This is a genomic window from Tolypothrix sp. FACHB-123, assembly GCF_014697075.1.
In the GTDB taxonomy this organism is placed as follows: Bacteria; Cyanobacteriota; Cyanobacteriia; order Cyanobacteriales; family Nostocaceae; genus Aulosira.
The window spans coordinates 40,744-55,249 of record NZ_JACJRE010000050.1 but is presented as its reverse complement, the minus strand read 5'-3'; the positions used below and the strand labels follow the sequence as shown (position 1 = coordinate 55,249).

Genomic DNA, 14,506 nt, shown 5'->3' with positions numbered 1-14,506 from the left:
TGGTGGTTGCCGTCGGCAACCACCACTCACCCCCTCGGAATGATTATCATTATCTCTTGATTGTCCACTTATGATTTTTTCTGAGTAATTTATTTCTTGGAAGTCCCCAAGGCTACGACCCCAACCTAGAACACCAGTTGATAGAAATTGGCGAGAGCATAGACCAAGCCAGGAAGCTGGCGCGAGTAGTGGGGCTGACCAAAGACAAAGCACCCCAAACTGACCAGGAGTGGGAAGAATTTATGGCAGTGTGGGGGGATTAAGTAGGTCGGCGTAAATAATTATTGTTGGAATAAGGCAGGGGGCAGGGGGAGAAAGAGTTTGAGCCTTATTTACTTTTCTTCACATAGTTTGGTTTTATTGCACCGACTTACTTAGTTCTCTTAGAAAGTGGCAAAGGAGCGATCGCTAAAACGGTAATTTGTTGTGTGACTTTTATCGTTACCGTTGATATAACGAAGTGTGTTAACTCTCAATTAACTGGTATCTTAAATAAAGAACTTGCATTCTTGCAACAAAGCCGTTTCGGACAGATATTTTCAACCCAATAACCACAGGGATCGCAGGCATGACAAAACTACAGGGGAAAGTCGCAGTTGTTACAGGTGCGTCTAAAGGCATCGGTGCGTCGATTGCCAAACATCTGGCAGCCGAAGGTGCAGCAGTGGTTGTCAATTACGCCTCTAGCAAACAAGGGGCTGATCGCGTAGTGGATGAGATTATTAGCGCCGGTGGAAAGGCGATGGCAGTTCAGGCAAATGTTGCCAAAAAAGCAGAGATTGAACATCTGTTTACAGAAACACAGCAAGCATTGGGCAGGGTTGATATTTTGGTCAACAATGCGGGAATTTATGAATTTGCACCACTTGAAGACATCACAGAAGCGCACTTCCATAAGCAATTCGATATAAATGTCCTGGGATTGATCCTCACCTCACAGCAAGCTGTAAAGCACTTCGACTCGGCAGGCGGCAGCATTATTAATATTAGTTCGATTGTCAGCACCCTTACACCCCCGAATGCCGCAATCTATAACGCTACCAAAGCAGCTGTTGATGCCATCACGAAGTCGCTAGCTAAAGAGTTAGGCCCCCGCCGCATCCGTGTAAACTCCATCAATCCTGGCATGGTGGAAACAGAAGGTGCGCACACAGCAGGAATTACCGAAAGCGAAGGTCGCCAACAAACTGAAGCGCAAACACCACTAGGTCGCATTGGACAGCCACAGGACATCGCCCCTGCCGTTGTCTTTCTTGCTTCCTCTGATTCCGCCTGGATTACTGGCGAAACGCTGTACATCACCGGTGGGCTTCGCTAGTTTTCAAGTTTAGTTGTAGTAATAAAAGTATGGTTTTCAAGGGGGCGTAGTTTACCGCCGCAAGCATCACCTCTTCCATTCAAGCAAGGAAAACTAATGAGCGATCGCCCATCACAATTCACCCGCCGTTTGGAGATGGCATTAGGTAAACTGAGCGCGAAAGTAATTTAATTGTGTTGACAATATATTCTTAGAGGAAAATGGGAAAGCGATCGCACTAGAGTTCTTAGTTGAATTGCTACTTGCACAGGTCAGATTATTTTTTCGGCACAAAAATATTCAATGCCATTTTAACCCGCGCAAAAAGTTGGGGTAGATATGTATAAAATCGCCCATGCCGTAGGTGCATTGCATCCACAGTACAGCTACCACAGTGTTGTCCAGGGGGAGGAACTGCAACTGACTGCACAAGTGCGTCTGAAACACCAGCCCAGGGTAAATGACCAATGGGAGCTTGCAATGAATAATTGAGTTCCGATTCATTCAGCCAGTCGCTGCTAATAAAATCGTTTTCAGTTCGAGGAGCTTTAAGTTTCCAACCGACGCGATCGCGAAAAGCATTGACTGCTCTTTCGGAATTTTTGGGATGAGCTGCTATTACTTGTTGCCAAATCTTGGCTTGGACGCTGAATCCAAACCTTCCACCGCTAGCTCCTAACCAAGCTCGATCAATCTCTTGAATTAAATTTAGGGGTATGGTCGCAGCGTTAGGCCCGTAGGGGTCTTTTTGAGGGGATAGGAGACGACGGGTTTCTTGATCAGCAGCCTTCCAGTTTTTGGCATTGAGCAATTGCTGAAGTTTTGCGGTTGCTTTGGTTGTAGTTGTTCCACTACCAGGGGATTTTTGAGTGGCGATATGTCGCTCTAACAAATTCACGATTTTGGATCGTGAGATTCGCCCCTGCTTGGATGAGTTTTTTGGTCACTTCTGGATGAGAGGCTGCGTAGTGCAGTGGAGTCCAGTTTTGATTGCTACGGGCATTTATATCCGCACCACTGCGAATCAATAGCTGGGTAATATCTGCTTTTCCAGAATTGGCAGCAAAATGTAGGGGTGTCATTTGTTCTTTGTCTCTAGCATTAACCTCAGCACCCTGATTGATTAAAAGTTTGATGACAGCAGCCGTTTTTTGACCAAAAACATTATGCAGTGGGGTATTTCCGTTCTGATTGCGGACATTCACCTTTGCTCCTTTACTTAGCAGCAATTGGGCATTTTTTGTTGATGCTCCTAAATAATGCAGGGGAGTATCTCCCTTACCATCCTTTGCATTCACGTTCACCCCAGTTTGGATTAAACGTTGAGCCAATACTTCGTTGGTAGATAGCAAAAAGTTGAGGGGTAGCCACTTTTCATCAAACATATCGCAGGGTTGATTCAAATCACCACCTTTGGCGATCGCCTGTTCTAATGCTGCATATAAATCGGGACTATTCCCCATATTCCCAAAAGGACTAAATTTCTCCGATAATGTTTGACAAAAAGGAGAGATGGAGGTTTCTTTGGGTGTCTGAGATTCAACAATACGTGGCATAATGACCACTGTACCCATAGTAGTCAGGGAAATTAAAAAAATTGTTTGGAACAGAGAAAGAGATGATTTGTAGTTAAATTTTGCCACTATCTGTAATTTCCTTATTTCCTCTAAAAAACTTAGTAATCATTAGTGCAGCTATCCCCCAAACTCCAATTGTGTTGAGGACAGACAAGAAAAATCGGACATTATCAAAGGATTCGATGCGACTTTCTGTAATCTCTCCGTATCTCATGCTTGGTTAATTAACAATTCTCTTGAAGTAATTGACCCAACATGGATTGGTAAAAAGTATAAGGGCAGCACTTATTTTGGTGTCATATTCAATAGAGAATTTGTAATGGAGATGGCGGAGATTACTAAAAGTTATGGAATTCTTGATGAATGGACACCAGCTTAAACGAGAAGGATTTCCACCTCACGCGCTACTTACTAAGAAGACAATAGACGCTTTTTGATATGCGATTGCCCCCAACCCCAGGGCGAACGCATCTAAAGTATACTTGGTGACTACTGAAATTGAGAATCAACGAAAAAATCAGCATTTAACATTTGATCCATTGTCCAAACCTCAAAGCGATCGCCTAAATTTTTGTCAATAAGCATGGCTTAATGCGATTATTTTTGAGCTTATTGAGAATAGTCTAGCCTTATTGACATGATGCGGCCGCCCTGCCCCCAACTCCATACCCATGTAATAAATCTGGACAGAGCCATGATAAAGCATTACCGGAAGGTGCGATCGCTTGATTCGGGAGGGCGATCGCACTCCCAGCAGCCCATATCACTAAAAAATTAATACTGGCGGCATCGGAAACATTTAACTCAATATTTTGTCTTGCTATTTAACGACTATTTCCCAAAAATATAAAACTATGAAGAAATTTATTTTTACATTAGTGGCTGGACTTATCTTCTTTTACCCTCAAACTCCATCTCTAGCTGAAGACTGTCAAAATGAACATCCTTTAGGAAGCCCTTATACCAGAGCATTATGTGACCCTTATACTCGCTAAATAATTCAAGAGGATTATTTATTACATATTTAGCAATGAGATTAAAAGTTAATCTTCACAATTTTCCTACACAAGAGGCAATCATCTTCACTGATTATGGAATGGAGTTTCCTGCATCTTCAATTTCAGAAGCCAAGCCCAGTGATTATGGTATTCATTCAAATGAAAGCTTTCCCAAAATATTTGAGTTTATTGCTTACCGCACATTTTTAGAGTTTACTATTTACCAGCTAAGGCAGACAATTTATAAAATTAATTTTTTTCCTAAGCAACAACCTTACAATGATTTACCATCTCGGTGGACTATCACCATAAATCATTTCTTAGAAGTTCACATTGTTCAGGTGTTAACACATTGTTAATTACCAGAAAGCCATTATTATGAAAATACTTAATCCATTCATTGAGTTTCTCTATCGTTGGCTGATGACCATTTAGATATTTAGGCATTTTTACTTTACTTTTATATTTATCTTGATATGTAATATAGGCTTTATTATTAAGCCATTTACTTTTAGTCTGAAGGCAATCTACCAAAATTGCATATTCTAAATTATTAAGTTTTATTTTTCATTTTTGACTTTTTAATAAAAGCGATTATTTCCTCAAGTGCAACTCCTTGATTTTGCATAGATTTAATCATTGCGATCGCACCCACTGGTACAGAGCCAATACTTCTGTCCTTCCACTCGCCGTCAATTTTCTCTTCCCAATTAAACCGTGAAGAGATAGGCGATCGCCAACTGAAGAGTCATCATTTACCTGTAATTGCTGTCTTGAAAAGTTCAGATGCCTATTGGCAAGCTCCTTCGGGTCTATGGCGGAAGCCGCCGCTCTGACTTTTCGCTATGTACGCTTCATAGATTCTAACCCACAGATACCGCAGCTGCCACTTAAATATATGTGTTGTGAATTGCAGCTAGGGCAGAGTATTAATGGTTCGGGATTTTTCTCTAAGAATTTGGTTACTAACGATTGGGGTGCGATGCCTGGGACGTTGGTGCAGCCCCTCCTAGGTAATTCAATATTCCAAAGTCTCTGCTTACCTCTAGTTAGTATGGGTTCTTTGAGAATTTGAACATTTTCCAGCTTCCAGGCATAGCGGCCAGGTTCCCATAATCCACACCTTAGCTGTATTGGTGTCTGGGAGACAACTATCATAAAGATACCGGGGATTGTGATTCTCGGCATTATGGTTTTTCTATTATTTTTTTCGTGTAGTCGTTTAGAGTACTTACTACACAATCCTGACTTGAGCGGGTATCAAAGTCTCCAGTCTCTCCTTGTGAACAAAAATCTTAACCAAAACCTTTAATTTTTTTGTATAGACGTGTCTCCTGACGCAAACGCTACGTCTAGCTTGCTTAAAGCGTAAGGGTACAAAAACGGTAAAGCTAAACATTTTTAGGCAAGTCTAAGTAGTTCACTTTTAAATGTCAAGTCTCGTAAAATAATTTTTAAGAAATAAAAATAAATGTTGACCCAGCAAGCATAGATAATTTCTGTATCCTGACTGTGGGAAGATGCAAATATGCCTACTTACGCAATTTGCAGAATTCAGAAAATCAAGTCTTGGGGAGAACTTGGAAGCAGCTCTTTGCACACCACTAGAGAGCGTGATACTCCTAATGCAGACCCATCTATAAAAAATATTCGGGTAATTGGGAATGCTGACGATATAGATCTGGAGACTCTATTCAAAGAGAAGATTGGCAACCAAAAAATCCGCTCTAATGCTGTCTTGGCAATAGAAATGTTATTGAGTGCCAGCCCTCAATATTTCCGTCCCGAAAACCCATCACAACCAGGCACTTACAACCAAGAACTTTTAGATAATTTTGTCGAAACATCTAGTAAATGGTTGCTAGAACGTTACACTGATAGAGTCGTCAGAGCCGAGTTACATCTAGATGAAGTAACTCCTCATATTCATGCTTATATAGTACCGCTCGATAATCATGGTAAACTCAACTGCCGAGCGCTATTCAATGGCAGACAAAAATTGTCACAAATGCAGGACAGCTTTGCTAATGCAGTTGCACATCTTGGCATCGAACGAGGAATAAAAGGTTCCAGAGCCAAACACACAGATATCAAAAAATATTATGCTGAAGTTAATCAGCAGACATTTAACTTAGATATCAGAGAAATTTTCCCTCAGCCTCAGCAACATCAAAACGCAGTTACATATCTTGAACAAGTTCAAGAAGCTCTTCAACCTACTCTCAACAATGTTAATTATCAACTAGCTGACCGAGAACGAATACTCAGGGAAAAAGAACAGTTAGCTCTTACTGCTTTAGCTTCCGAAAGAGAACGGCAGAGTTTAGAACAACGCATTTTGGAACTGGAGTTAGAACTAGCCCAGTTGAAAGCACAAGCGGAACTTTTACGAGACTTACCTTTAGATGATGTGGCTTACGAGTTAGGACTTTTTCCCGATAAAAAAGGTCAGAACCGATGGAAGGGAGAAGGACACATTATTAGCATTATTGATTCAAAATTTTATGACTTTGGCACTTACCAAAAAGGTGGTGGTGGCGCAATTGATTTAGTGATGCACGTCAATCGATGTAATTTTAAGAATGCACTGAAATGGTTAGCAGAGCATTTTTCTTCCACCCAATTAACTAAAGCTCTTACTCATCACATCCGTTCTCAAGTAGAAAAGATTAGTAAATACGATTTAAATTCTCCTTTCAAGCCACCATTGAGCGATGGAACTCATTGGCCAGATGTACACAATTATTTGACAGTCCAACGAAAAATCCCTGAATATTTAATTGATATTCTCCACACAAACGGTTTAATCTACGCTGACGAAAATGCAAATGCTGTATTTATCATGCGAAACTTGGTTGGAGAAACCACAGGTGCTTTTCTTCGCGGTACTCTGGGTAGAGATAACACATTCGTTGGGTTTGCTATTGGTACTAAACGTACTGCTGGATGGTTCCATCTGACAATTTGTGGACAAACCAGCGATGAAATTTCTCGCGCAGTTATTGTCAAATCTCCCATCGAAGTACTTTCGATTGCAACACTTTTACCCCCAAAAGAGAAAACTTTATATTTGGCAGCAGATAGTGTTATTAGCGTACCAACTTCCGAATTTTTTACAAAAATTCCTACTATAGTTGTTGCCTATGATAATGATGCGACTGCTGATGAAATTGCTAAACAAATAAAAGAGGTTTTACCTCACGCTAAACGACTGCGACCAACAACTAAAGATTGGAATGAACAATTGATTCAACAACTTAACTTTTGAAACTCTTTGCACTTAACCAGCTGAGTTTCTACCATTCTTTTTTTATTTACATTATAAATCTGCCTCAAGCAATTCTTGAGTAAGAAAAAGCTAAGAAATTATTTGTACATTAAAGTGCAAAGCGTTGCCTTACAAGCATTTGGTTTGGGTGCGACCGCCTAACACTTTTGCTCGGTCGAACTTTCTTAGCACGCTTATTCTACCAAATGTTGGGCCTCGCATTCAAAGCTGATCTGGTAGCAATAAATTGTAAATACTACATAACCTATAATCAGATGTGATCGCCTTATAAAATTTTATAACTAATACAGACATCACACTTTAAACTGCAACTAACTTATCGCTTGTCCTCTTCTATACAATCATCATCATAAACACGCCATTTTTTACCATTTACTTTATAATCCCAGTGTCCTTTTCCTCTATGTTCTGTATTTAATAAGTCAGGATAGTAAGTTTCACCTGTAGTGCTATTTTCGTAATAAACTTTTCCTAAAGAGTTTTTTCTTTGGATGAAATCCTGTCCGATTTCAAGCCAGGGATTATATTGCTGATTTCCTAGATAAGTAGAACGACGTGAAAAAACCAAACTATGTAAAGATAAATAAATACGTAGAATGTATCTACCGAGGTGACTGAGATATGGGCGCTCGCATAAGGGTATTCCTAACTCGTGAACAAGACAAAACCCTGTTAAACTTAAGAACTGCCGATGTACCACAGAAGGTTAAAGACCGAGCAGAGATAATTAGGTTAAACGCACATGGGTGGTACGTAGAAAAAATAGCTGCTCACTTTAACTGGACTGCCCAAACTGTAAGAGAAGTCTTACATAAATGGCGAAAACTTGGGTTAGAGAGTCTTTGGGAGTTGGCAGGTCGAGGGGGAAAAACGAAGTATACCGAAGAAGACATCGTTTTTTTGGAGGAATGCCTGAAAAATGAACCACGTACATACAACAGTTTTCAATTAACTCAAAAATTAGAGAGCGATCGCAACGTGAAACTAAGTGCCGACAGGTTAAGACGGGTGCTAAAAAAAAGGGGGTCATATGGAAGCGAGTCAGGAAGAGTCAGTAGACCGAAAAGTTTTGCGAACGCTAAAAAATAGTAGTGTATGATACCGTTTTTTGGGAAATGTACAAAAGGTGATTGTGAGATTTGAATAATAAGATTCGCTTATAAATAAGCCTCGAAATTCAACCAAAATCAGCCAGATGGTAAACAAACTTCGCAGGCTAACCCATAGTTTCGGTCTACGGCTTGACGTAGAAATTCAAGCATCTGTTTGAGGGTAAATAGGTGAGAAAGAACTTGTCGATAGCTTCTTTTTAAACGGCTAAGATAATGCCATACTAGATAAATCCAAATATTAATAATTAAAAACGCCAAAGCTACAAATAAAAGCCGAATAATGGGATTTTTAATAGTAGTTTTAATCCGGCACTGATTTTTCATCCGATAGCTACTCTCAATTCCAAAACGAAGACGATAGTCATCATGTATCAGGTGTAAAGATAACTGGACTTTATAGACTGCGTAAATAAAAAACTCTCGCCCATGCGCTCGTCTTTTACCATTTTTATATGTACAAACTATCCACACATGAAAAGTGACTGAGCCATATTTATCGCTGTTTAAAGTGTAAGTAGTTTTATAACTACGCCTACCTCTAATTAATTGTCTAGTACCTCCATGTTTGCCTCTAATAATTACTGGCATTTCAAAGGGGATATCAAGAGCTTGCAACCATCTGATGACTGGCACACAGAAGAATTCCCGGTCTAAATACAATCGTTCTATTTTCAGCTTCAAAGGCTCAATCAGAGCTAAAAGATAAGTGATAATTGCAACTAAAGTATTTTGTTGTTGAATAGCTTTGATGGCTAAGGTTACTCGTTTATTCTTCTTAATTACATAGACAGTAGCGTAGGCATAAAAAGAACAAGTGCCACTTTTAGCTTGACTTCTATAAACATATGGTGCTTCTGATGGCGATGGTTCGCCATAATATGGAATTAAGTTAAAATCAATAGCAATTTTTTGTTTACCTTGTCGGATTCCATCTGGTAAGCGGCTTTGAAGTGCTGCATTTAAGTCTGATTCTAGAGATTTGAGGTCTGAATATTTTTCTAAATGGTAACGAATGTCATTGCTTGTCGGAACATTCTTTAAGACTTTGGTAGTATTTTCAATGCTATCTCTCTGGGTGGCTGCTCGAATTAAAATTTCAAAAATTTTATTCTGTTCACACTTACCTTGAGTCTGAATTGGAATATTTTCTGTTAAACAGTTAACTACTTCGTTCAACGTTTTACTATCAGTTAGAACTGGGGTAGTTGTAGTTATAGCCACACTAAATAATCCTCAATTTTGCTTCTTTACCTCCATACTTTACAAAAATTGCGTAACACGACACCAGAACTATGTTTTGATGGGCGCGTTACCCTTAACTTTTGAGGCAATTCATTAGTTTTACTTATTTAATGTCGCTCAAGGGTTTTTCCAAAGAATGTATCTAAGAATACGGTTTTTTTGGCAATGATCAATTTTATAGCTATCTTTCTGTGCGCGATCGCAAAACTTTTCGGTCTACTGAAATAGTCAACAAATGTCAATAAAAGGATGGTATTGTCAATAAGCTCAAAATCAATCGCATTAATCGGTGCTTATTGACATAGATTTAGTGATCGCTTTGAGGCTTGGAAAATAAATCAAACTAGAAATGCTGATTCTTTCGTTGGTTCTTAACCTTGGTTGTGATCAAGAATAATTTAGATGCGTTTGCCCTGATATTCACTCCTAGTCAGAAAGTTTCTCTGCTTTGACAGCCTGTGTAAGGCAACACAAAGAACCTACTGGCCTACAATCAAGTAGTGATTAAGATAGTGTTAACTTTTGGAAATTATTGCACCAACTTTTTGCGATCGCATCTTTTACCCTAGCGATCGCCCCTTGAACATTGTGTCACAGAAAGGATAACTTGGCAGTAAAGGACATATCATTTTATCCAATTATGTCTCGCGTATCTTTCAGTCAGTTGGGTTTACGCGATCGCATTCATGCTGTGCTTTGGATACAACAACACTCACCTGCTTCATAGTCAATAGTCAAGAGTCCATAGTTGAGAATTTCTTAATGATTGACCCACCCCAGAGGGAAAAATCAAGCATACACACAGCTTTAGTCCGGCAAAATTTTCTCCTGTCATATGATATATGTCATATTAATTCATTACGTTAGTCAATTGTTACCACATTAGTTTCTGGGATACTCTAATTTTTAGTTCCAGAATTTTTCTTCCCAACACACATATTCATGAATCTAGTGAAACAACTTACAGCCCATGTAAAAAAGCACCTACTAGTATGGTACTACATCATTTCAGTTTTAATTGTAATTCTGATTATTCCAGTATTTTTATTAACTGGTGCCGATGTTGCAGTAGACCAAGCACTCCAAAGAACAGGTATTCAATTTAATACTGATTTAGTAACTGCTTTTCGGGTAGTATCAGCAGAACCGGGAGCATTTTTTGGAGTTCTATTAGCAATCTTACAAGTAGCAGCACCAGATATTGCAGTATTTATAGTTGCTAGTATTACCTACGGACGAAAAGGCTTATTAGAACTCAAAAACCGATTTCGTTTTTGGCAGCTAGGTATGAACTGGCAGTATGCATTGAAAATTTGGGTAATTTGCATATTAGTCTTTAGTTTAATGAATCTAGCTTCTGCTGGCTTAAATAAGTGGCTACTTCCTGAAAAGGATTTTGTTTGGGATATCAACTTTTTCTCGATTCATTTTTGGCTCGGCTTGATTATTGCCATGTTTTTAGATGCTGGAGGTTTATTTGAAGAAAATGGCTGGCGAGGCTTTGCTCTACCTATATTACAAAAACGCTTCCGACCTGTACAAGCTTCGATAATACTGGGATTTTTCTGGTCTATGTGGCATATTCCCGTGAAAATAAATTTATTATTCGATTATGGGGTAATAAATTTTTTATCTATGTTTTTCATTCTTACCTGTAAATTTATCTTGATTTCAATCTTAATAACTTATTTCTTTAATCTACTAGGGCAAAGTACCATCATAGCTATTGCGATGCACGGTTTATCAAATGATTCAGTCAGAGTCGGAGGCAAAGTTTTATCTGAAACTTTTATCGCTCAACAAATCACAGAAATAAATTTAGTGCTGCCAATGTTTGCAGTGAGTATGTTTTTGATTCAAAGAACCAAAGGTAAACTAGGTCTTGTTATTTGACTTAATATCAACTACTACCTTATCATTTAATAAATAACAGGGTTTTCAGTAACGCATCATGCCTTTGATATTCCTGTAGTTCGGATTTTAAGCTTTTGGCAGAGTTGATATAAAACTAGATTTCTCAAAAATTAACTATGAATATTGATATCAAACGAGTTGCTATTGTTGGCGGAAGTAGTGCAGGCTTATTGTCAGCAGTAACATTAAAACACTTTTTCCCTCAGCTTCAGGTCTTACTAATATATAGTCGAAAGCACGCAGCAATAGGTGTAGGCGAGTCTACAACAGCCTGGTTTCCTCAATTTTTACACGAACATCTTAATATTCCCCAAGAAGAATTTTATAAATCAATATGGCCAGTATGGAAATTGGGAATTAAATTTGAATGGGGAGTTCCCCATATTTCTCATTTTAACTACACATTTGATCGGCAATTTAGATATGATTCACAATCTCTCAGTAAAACTCCTGGGTTTTATTGTATGCATGACATGAGGCAAGCTAGCAGATATTCAATCCTCATGGATAGGCAACATTCACCATTATTACATGATGGTCAGGGCAATATTCAAATACTTGCTGATGGCTTTGGATATCATATAGATGTTTATGAATTTATAAAATATCTAGCGATGAAAGCATCATCTTTAGGCGTTGATATTCAAGAAATGGAAGTTCTTGATGCCAAATTAGATGAGCAGGGAAATATTCAACATCTTTGTTGTGAAGATGATTTAAAAATTGAGGCAGATTTATTTATAGATTGTTCGGGATTTAAATCACAACTTCTTAGGGGAGTATTAAAAGAAGAATTTATATCTTTTAGCCATCGCCTTTTTTGCGATTCTGCAATAGTCGGAAATTGTCAGCGCCAATCTCCAATTTTTCCGTTTACAACAGCAACAACTATGAATTCTGGCTGGCGTTGGCGAATCGATTTAAGAGAACGAGTCAGCTTTGGATATGTCTACTCTTCTAGTTTCTGTACTCAAGACGAAGCTATTCAAGAATATTTGAGCCTTACCCCTGACGCAACTGATGACTTAAGAAAAATATCCTTTAAGTCAGGGAGATATAGAAGGTTTTGGGTTAATAATGTCGTTGCAATTGGTAATGCTTCAGGATTTGTAGAACCTTTAGAATCTACAGGTCAGCACATGATTGTTGAAACTATTTGGCGAGTAGTGCTAGCTTTACAAGATAGCAATCTTCGTCCAACTCCCAAGTTAATTGATGCTACCAATCAATATGTTGCTGATTTATGGGATGAGATTTGTGACTTTTTAACCCTGCATTTTAAGTTTAACCGAAAATTAGACACCCCTTTTTGGAAGTATTGTCAAGAAAAAACTGATTTGGGATCTGTGCAAAATCTTGTAGAACTTTATCAAGATAGTGGGGTTTGTCGCGCGATCGCTCATCTTATCCCTAAATCCAGCATTTTTGAAATAGATGGTTATTTAACTATGTTATGCGGACAACAACTGCCAGTAAAACACTTAAGGCCTCTAGCTGACAAAGAAAGCTCAGAATGGCTGCAATATCGACAAACATTACATAAAAACCTAGAAGGCTCTTTAAGTCCTCAAGAAGCATTTCATCTTTTGGAGAAAATCTGGTAGGTTGTTACACCTTTAAATCACATCATCATTTATGAGGTTAGTTGACTGTTGACTGTTTTTTGCTTAAGCGAGGCTTAAGTGCAGGTGTTAACTTGACATGAAAAAACCATACTTTGAGCAGTATTAATAAGTATAAATGCTAATTTATAAATTTTTTTATAGCTTATCTATATTGATTAATCTTCATATCAAATTTCTATGTTAAGTTATATAGATTTTTATTTATATAAAAAATAACTGGACTAGAGATGTTATCATGTCTGAATCTATTTTTAGATAATAGAAAATTAAATTTTAAAATAAAATAATCAAAAATTTTCGCTCCAAAAAAAGAAAAAAAATATATGTTTTTTTCTTAAAGAATTTATTGAAATAAATCCTTGTTATTTTGAAGCCGCCATAAAAAATCTAGATGTGGTTTATAAATTTTTTATGAATAGTATTTTTTTCTGAGATGTATTTATGCTATTTTTATATCCGACAGTAATTCTCACGTGTAACACGTATAAGGAGTAACAAGCAAATAGCTGTTTAGTATGGTACTTTGAACGCTTAACGCCTGTAAGCCTTAGAAAATCTTGTATAAACTTATAGCGAGACTTTACTGCATCACCATAATTGCGTGATGAATATTCTGTCATCAAGGTAATTCTATATAAGACATATTTTCTTAGCAGAAAATATGTCTTAATTCGGGATATATGTCAATTTCAGCTAAATGGAAATGAACAGAAATTTAACGATCCAGAACTTAGCTATTGCTATTGCAACTAAGAATCACAATCCTAGTATTCTGACATTTGATTTCCTTAAATATAGTGATATTATCCCTAGTGATTGGGAACTTGCGCGTCAGCCAGTTGTGAATAATCAAGTTTCTCAGCTTGTCTTCCGCAATGGTATCAGTTTGGCTGCGCAACAGGATCTTCTCAGCTTTGTAGAGATAGTTGGAACTAAAGATATTAGTGAGGTACAAATACCAGCGATCGCGCACAATTATGTCAAAGCATTACCGAATGTAGAGTACCAAGCTGTAGGTATCGATATTAGAGGCTACATTACAGCCAATCAGTTAGGTGAAGAAGCCGATGTAGAAAATTATATCAAAACTTTGCTAGCGCCTGCTCCTTGGCAAGAAGTTGGGAATGCGCCTGTGAAAGCATCTATTCAACTAGCTTTTAGCTTAGATCGGCGTCAATTAAGTTTAAATATCAATGAAGGAAAACTCTATATAACTGAAGAAGAAACTGTTCCCATAGTAATGTTTTATGGTAACTTTAGCTACGGTGCTGAAGGTAATACAAAAGAGACAAGACTACAGTCTATTCATCAGTTAATAGATAATTGGCAGGAAGATCTCAAAACCTATCTAGATATTATTAATACCAAATTCCTGTCATCTCAAATCATTTTAAGAGATGCACCAGAATCGGAATTCATCGCGCCGGAACTTCTCATTCCCCAGGTTTAGGA

General features: G+C 38.1%; 12 protein-coding genes. 7 read left to right on the top strand and 5 right to left on the bottom strand.

The genetic code is table 11. The features are described 5' to 3' along the window. Positions 1-568: 568 nt before the first annotated feature. Positions 569-1,318: an SDR family NAD(P)-dependent oxidoreductase gene (locus H6G41_RS25880; protein ID WP_190750003.1), complete on the top strand. Its 750-nt coding sequence runs from the start codon at positions 569-571 to the stop codon at positions 1,316-1,318. Between the two features lie 256 nt (positions 1,319-1,574). On the opposite strand, the gene H6G41_RS35395 is transcribed toward H6G41_RS25880, so the two are convergent. From H6G41_RS35395 to H6G41_RS25870, 3 genes are all read right to left on the bottom strand, one after another. After that, a complete protein-coding gene (locus tag H6G41_RS35395) occupies positions 1,575-2,195 on the bottom strand; it encodes a GUN4 domain-containing protein (RefSeq protein WP_308796468.1) in 621 nt (206 codons plus the stop codon). After that, the gene (locus H6G41_RS35390) at positions 2,149-2,853 is read right to left on the bottom strand and encodes an ankyrin repeat domain-containing protein (protein ID WP_242038045.1); all 705 of its coding nucleotides are present in this window, start codon (positions 2,851-2,853) and stop codon (positions 2,149-2,151) included. The genes H6G41_RS35395 and H6G41_RS35390 overlap by 47 nt, the downstream gene beginning before the upstream one ends. A 650-nt stretch (positions 2,854-3,503) precedes the next feature. Beyond that, positions 3,504-3,641 carry a hypothetical protein gene (locus tag H6G41_RS25870; RefSeq protein WP_190750001.1) on the bottom strand — a complete coding sequence of 46 codons (138 nt, stop codon included), beginning with the start codon at positions 3,639-3,641 and terminating at the stop codon, positions 3,504-3,506. Positions 3,642-3,904: 263 nt separating this feature from the next. On the opposite strand from H6G41_RS25870, the gene H6G41_RS25865 reads away from it, so the two are divergent. Both H6G41_RS25865 and mobV read left to right on the top strand, forming a co-directional pair. Next, positions 3,905-4,231 carry a hypothetical protein gene (locus H6G41_RS25865; RefSeq protein WP_190749999.1) on the top strand — a complete coding sequence of 109 codons (327 nt, stop codon included), beginning with the start codon at positions 3,905-3,907 and terminating at the stop codon, positions 4,229-4,231. A 1,169-nt stretch (positions 4,232-5,400) separates the two neighbouring features. Next, complete coding sequence (mobV, locus tag H6G41_RS25860; RefSeq protein WP_190749997.1) at positions 5,401-7,140, top strand: MobV family relaxase; 1,740 nt, start codon at positions 5,401-5,403, stop codon at positions 7,138-7,140. Between the two features lie 337 nt (positions 7,141-7,477). Here mobV and H6G41_RS25855 read toward each other — a convergent pair whose 3' ends face one another. Continuing rightward, positions 7,478-7,729, bottom strand: a complete 252-nt coding sequence (locus H6G41_RS25855; protein ID WP_190749995.1) for a hypothetical protein — start codon at positions 7,727-7,729, stop codon at positions 7,478-7,480. A gap of 53 nt (positions 7,730-7,782) precedes the next feature. On the opposite strand from H6G41_RS25855, the gene H6G41_RS25850 reads away from it, so the two are divergent. Then, the gene (locus tag H6G41_RS25850) at positions 7,783-8,250 is read left to right on the top strand and encodes a helix-turn-helix domain-containing protein (protein ID WP_190749993.1); all 468 of its coding nucleotides are present in this window, start codon (positions 7,783-7,785) and stop codon (positions 8,248-8,250) included. A 98-nt stretch (positions 8,251-8,348) separates the two neighbouring features. Here H6G41_RS25850 and H6G41_RS25845 read toward each other — a convergent pair whose 3' ends face one another. Then, entirely contained in the window at positions 8,349-9,494 is a 1,146-nt protein-coding gene (locus H6G41_RS25845) for an ISH3 family transposase (RefSeq protein WP_308796465.1), read from the bottom strand. 963 nt (positions 9,495-10,457) lie between these two features. Here H6G41_RS25845 and H6G41_RS25840 point away from each other — a divergent pair. The 3 genes from H6G41_RS25840 (at position 10,458) to H6G41_RS25830 (ending at position 14,504) form a co-directional block, all read left to right on the top strand. Next, positions 10,458-11,408: a CPBP family intramembrane glutamic endopeptidase gene (locus H6G41_RS25840; RefSeq protein ID WP_190749992.1), complete on the top strand. Its 951-nt coding sequence runs from the start codon at positions 10,458-10,460 to the stop codon at positions 11,406-11,408. Between the two features lie 137 nt (positions 11,409-11,545). After that, positions 11,546-13,033 carry a tryptophan halogenase family protein gene (locus H6G41_RS25835; RefSeq protein WP_190749989.1) on the top strand — a complete coding sequence of 496 codons (1,488 nt, stop codon included), beginning with the start codon at positions 11,546-11,548 and terminating at the stop codon, positions 13,031-13,033. 724 nt (positions 13,034-13,757) lie between these two features. Further along, positions 13,758-14,504, top strand: coding sequence for a hypothetical protein (locus H6G41_RS25830; protein WP_190749987.1), 747 nt, complete (start codon positions 13,758-13,760; stop codon positions 14,502-14,504). Positions 14,505-14,506: the final 2 nt, after the last annotated feature.

Excerpts from the sequence above, each read along its gene's own strand:
- H6G41_RS25835 (WP_190749989.1), top strand. The coding sequence starts at position 11,546 with ATGAATATTGATATCAAACGAGTTGCTATTGTTGGCGGAAGTAGTGCA.
- H6G41_RS25830 (WP_190749987.1), top strand. The coding sequence starts at position 13,758 with ATGAACAGAAATTTAACGATCCAGAACTTAGCTATTGCTATTGCAACT.
- mobV (WP_190749997.1), top strand. The coding sequence starts at position 5,401 with ATGCCTACTTACGCAATTTGCAGAATTCAGAAAATCAAGTCTTGGGGA.
- H6G41_RS25850 (WP_190749993.1), top strand. The coding sequence starts at position 7,783 with ATGGGCGCTCGCATAAGGGTATTCCTAACTCGTGAACAAGACAAAACC.
- H6G41_RS25840 (WP_190749992.1), top strand. The coding sequence starts at position 10,458 with ATGAATCTAGTGAAACAACTTACAGCCCATGTAAAAAAGCACCTACTA.
- H6G41_RS25880 (WP_190750003.1), top strand. The coding sequence starts at position 569 with ATGACAAAACTACAGGGGAAAGTCGCAGTTGTTACAGGTGCGTCTAAA.
- H6G41_RS25865 (WP_190749999.1), top strand. The coding sequence starts at position 3,905 with ATGAGATTAAAAGTTAATCTTCACAATTTTCCTACACAAGAGGCAATC.
- H6G41_RS35390 (WP_242038045.1), bottom strand. The coding sequence starts at position 2,853 with ATGCCACGTATTGTTGAATCTCAGACACCCAAAGAAACCTCCATCTCT.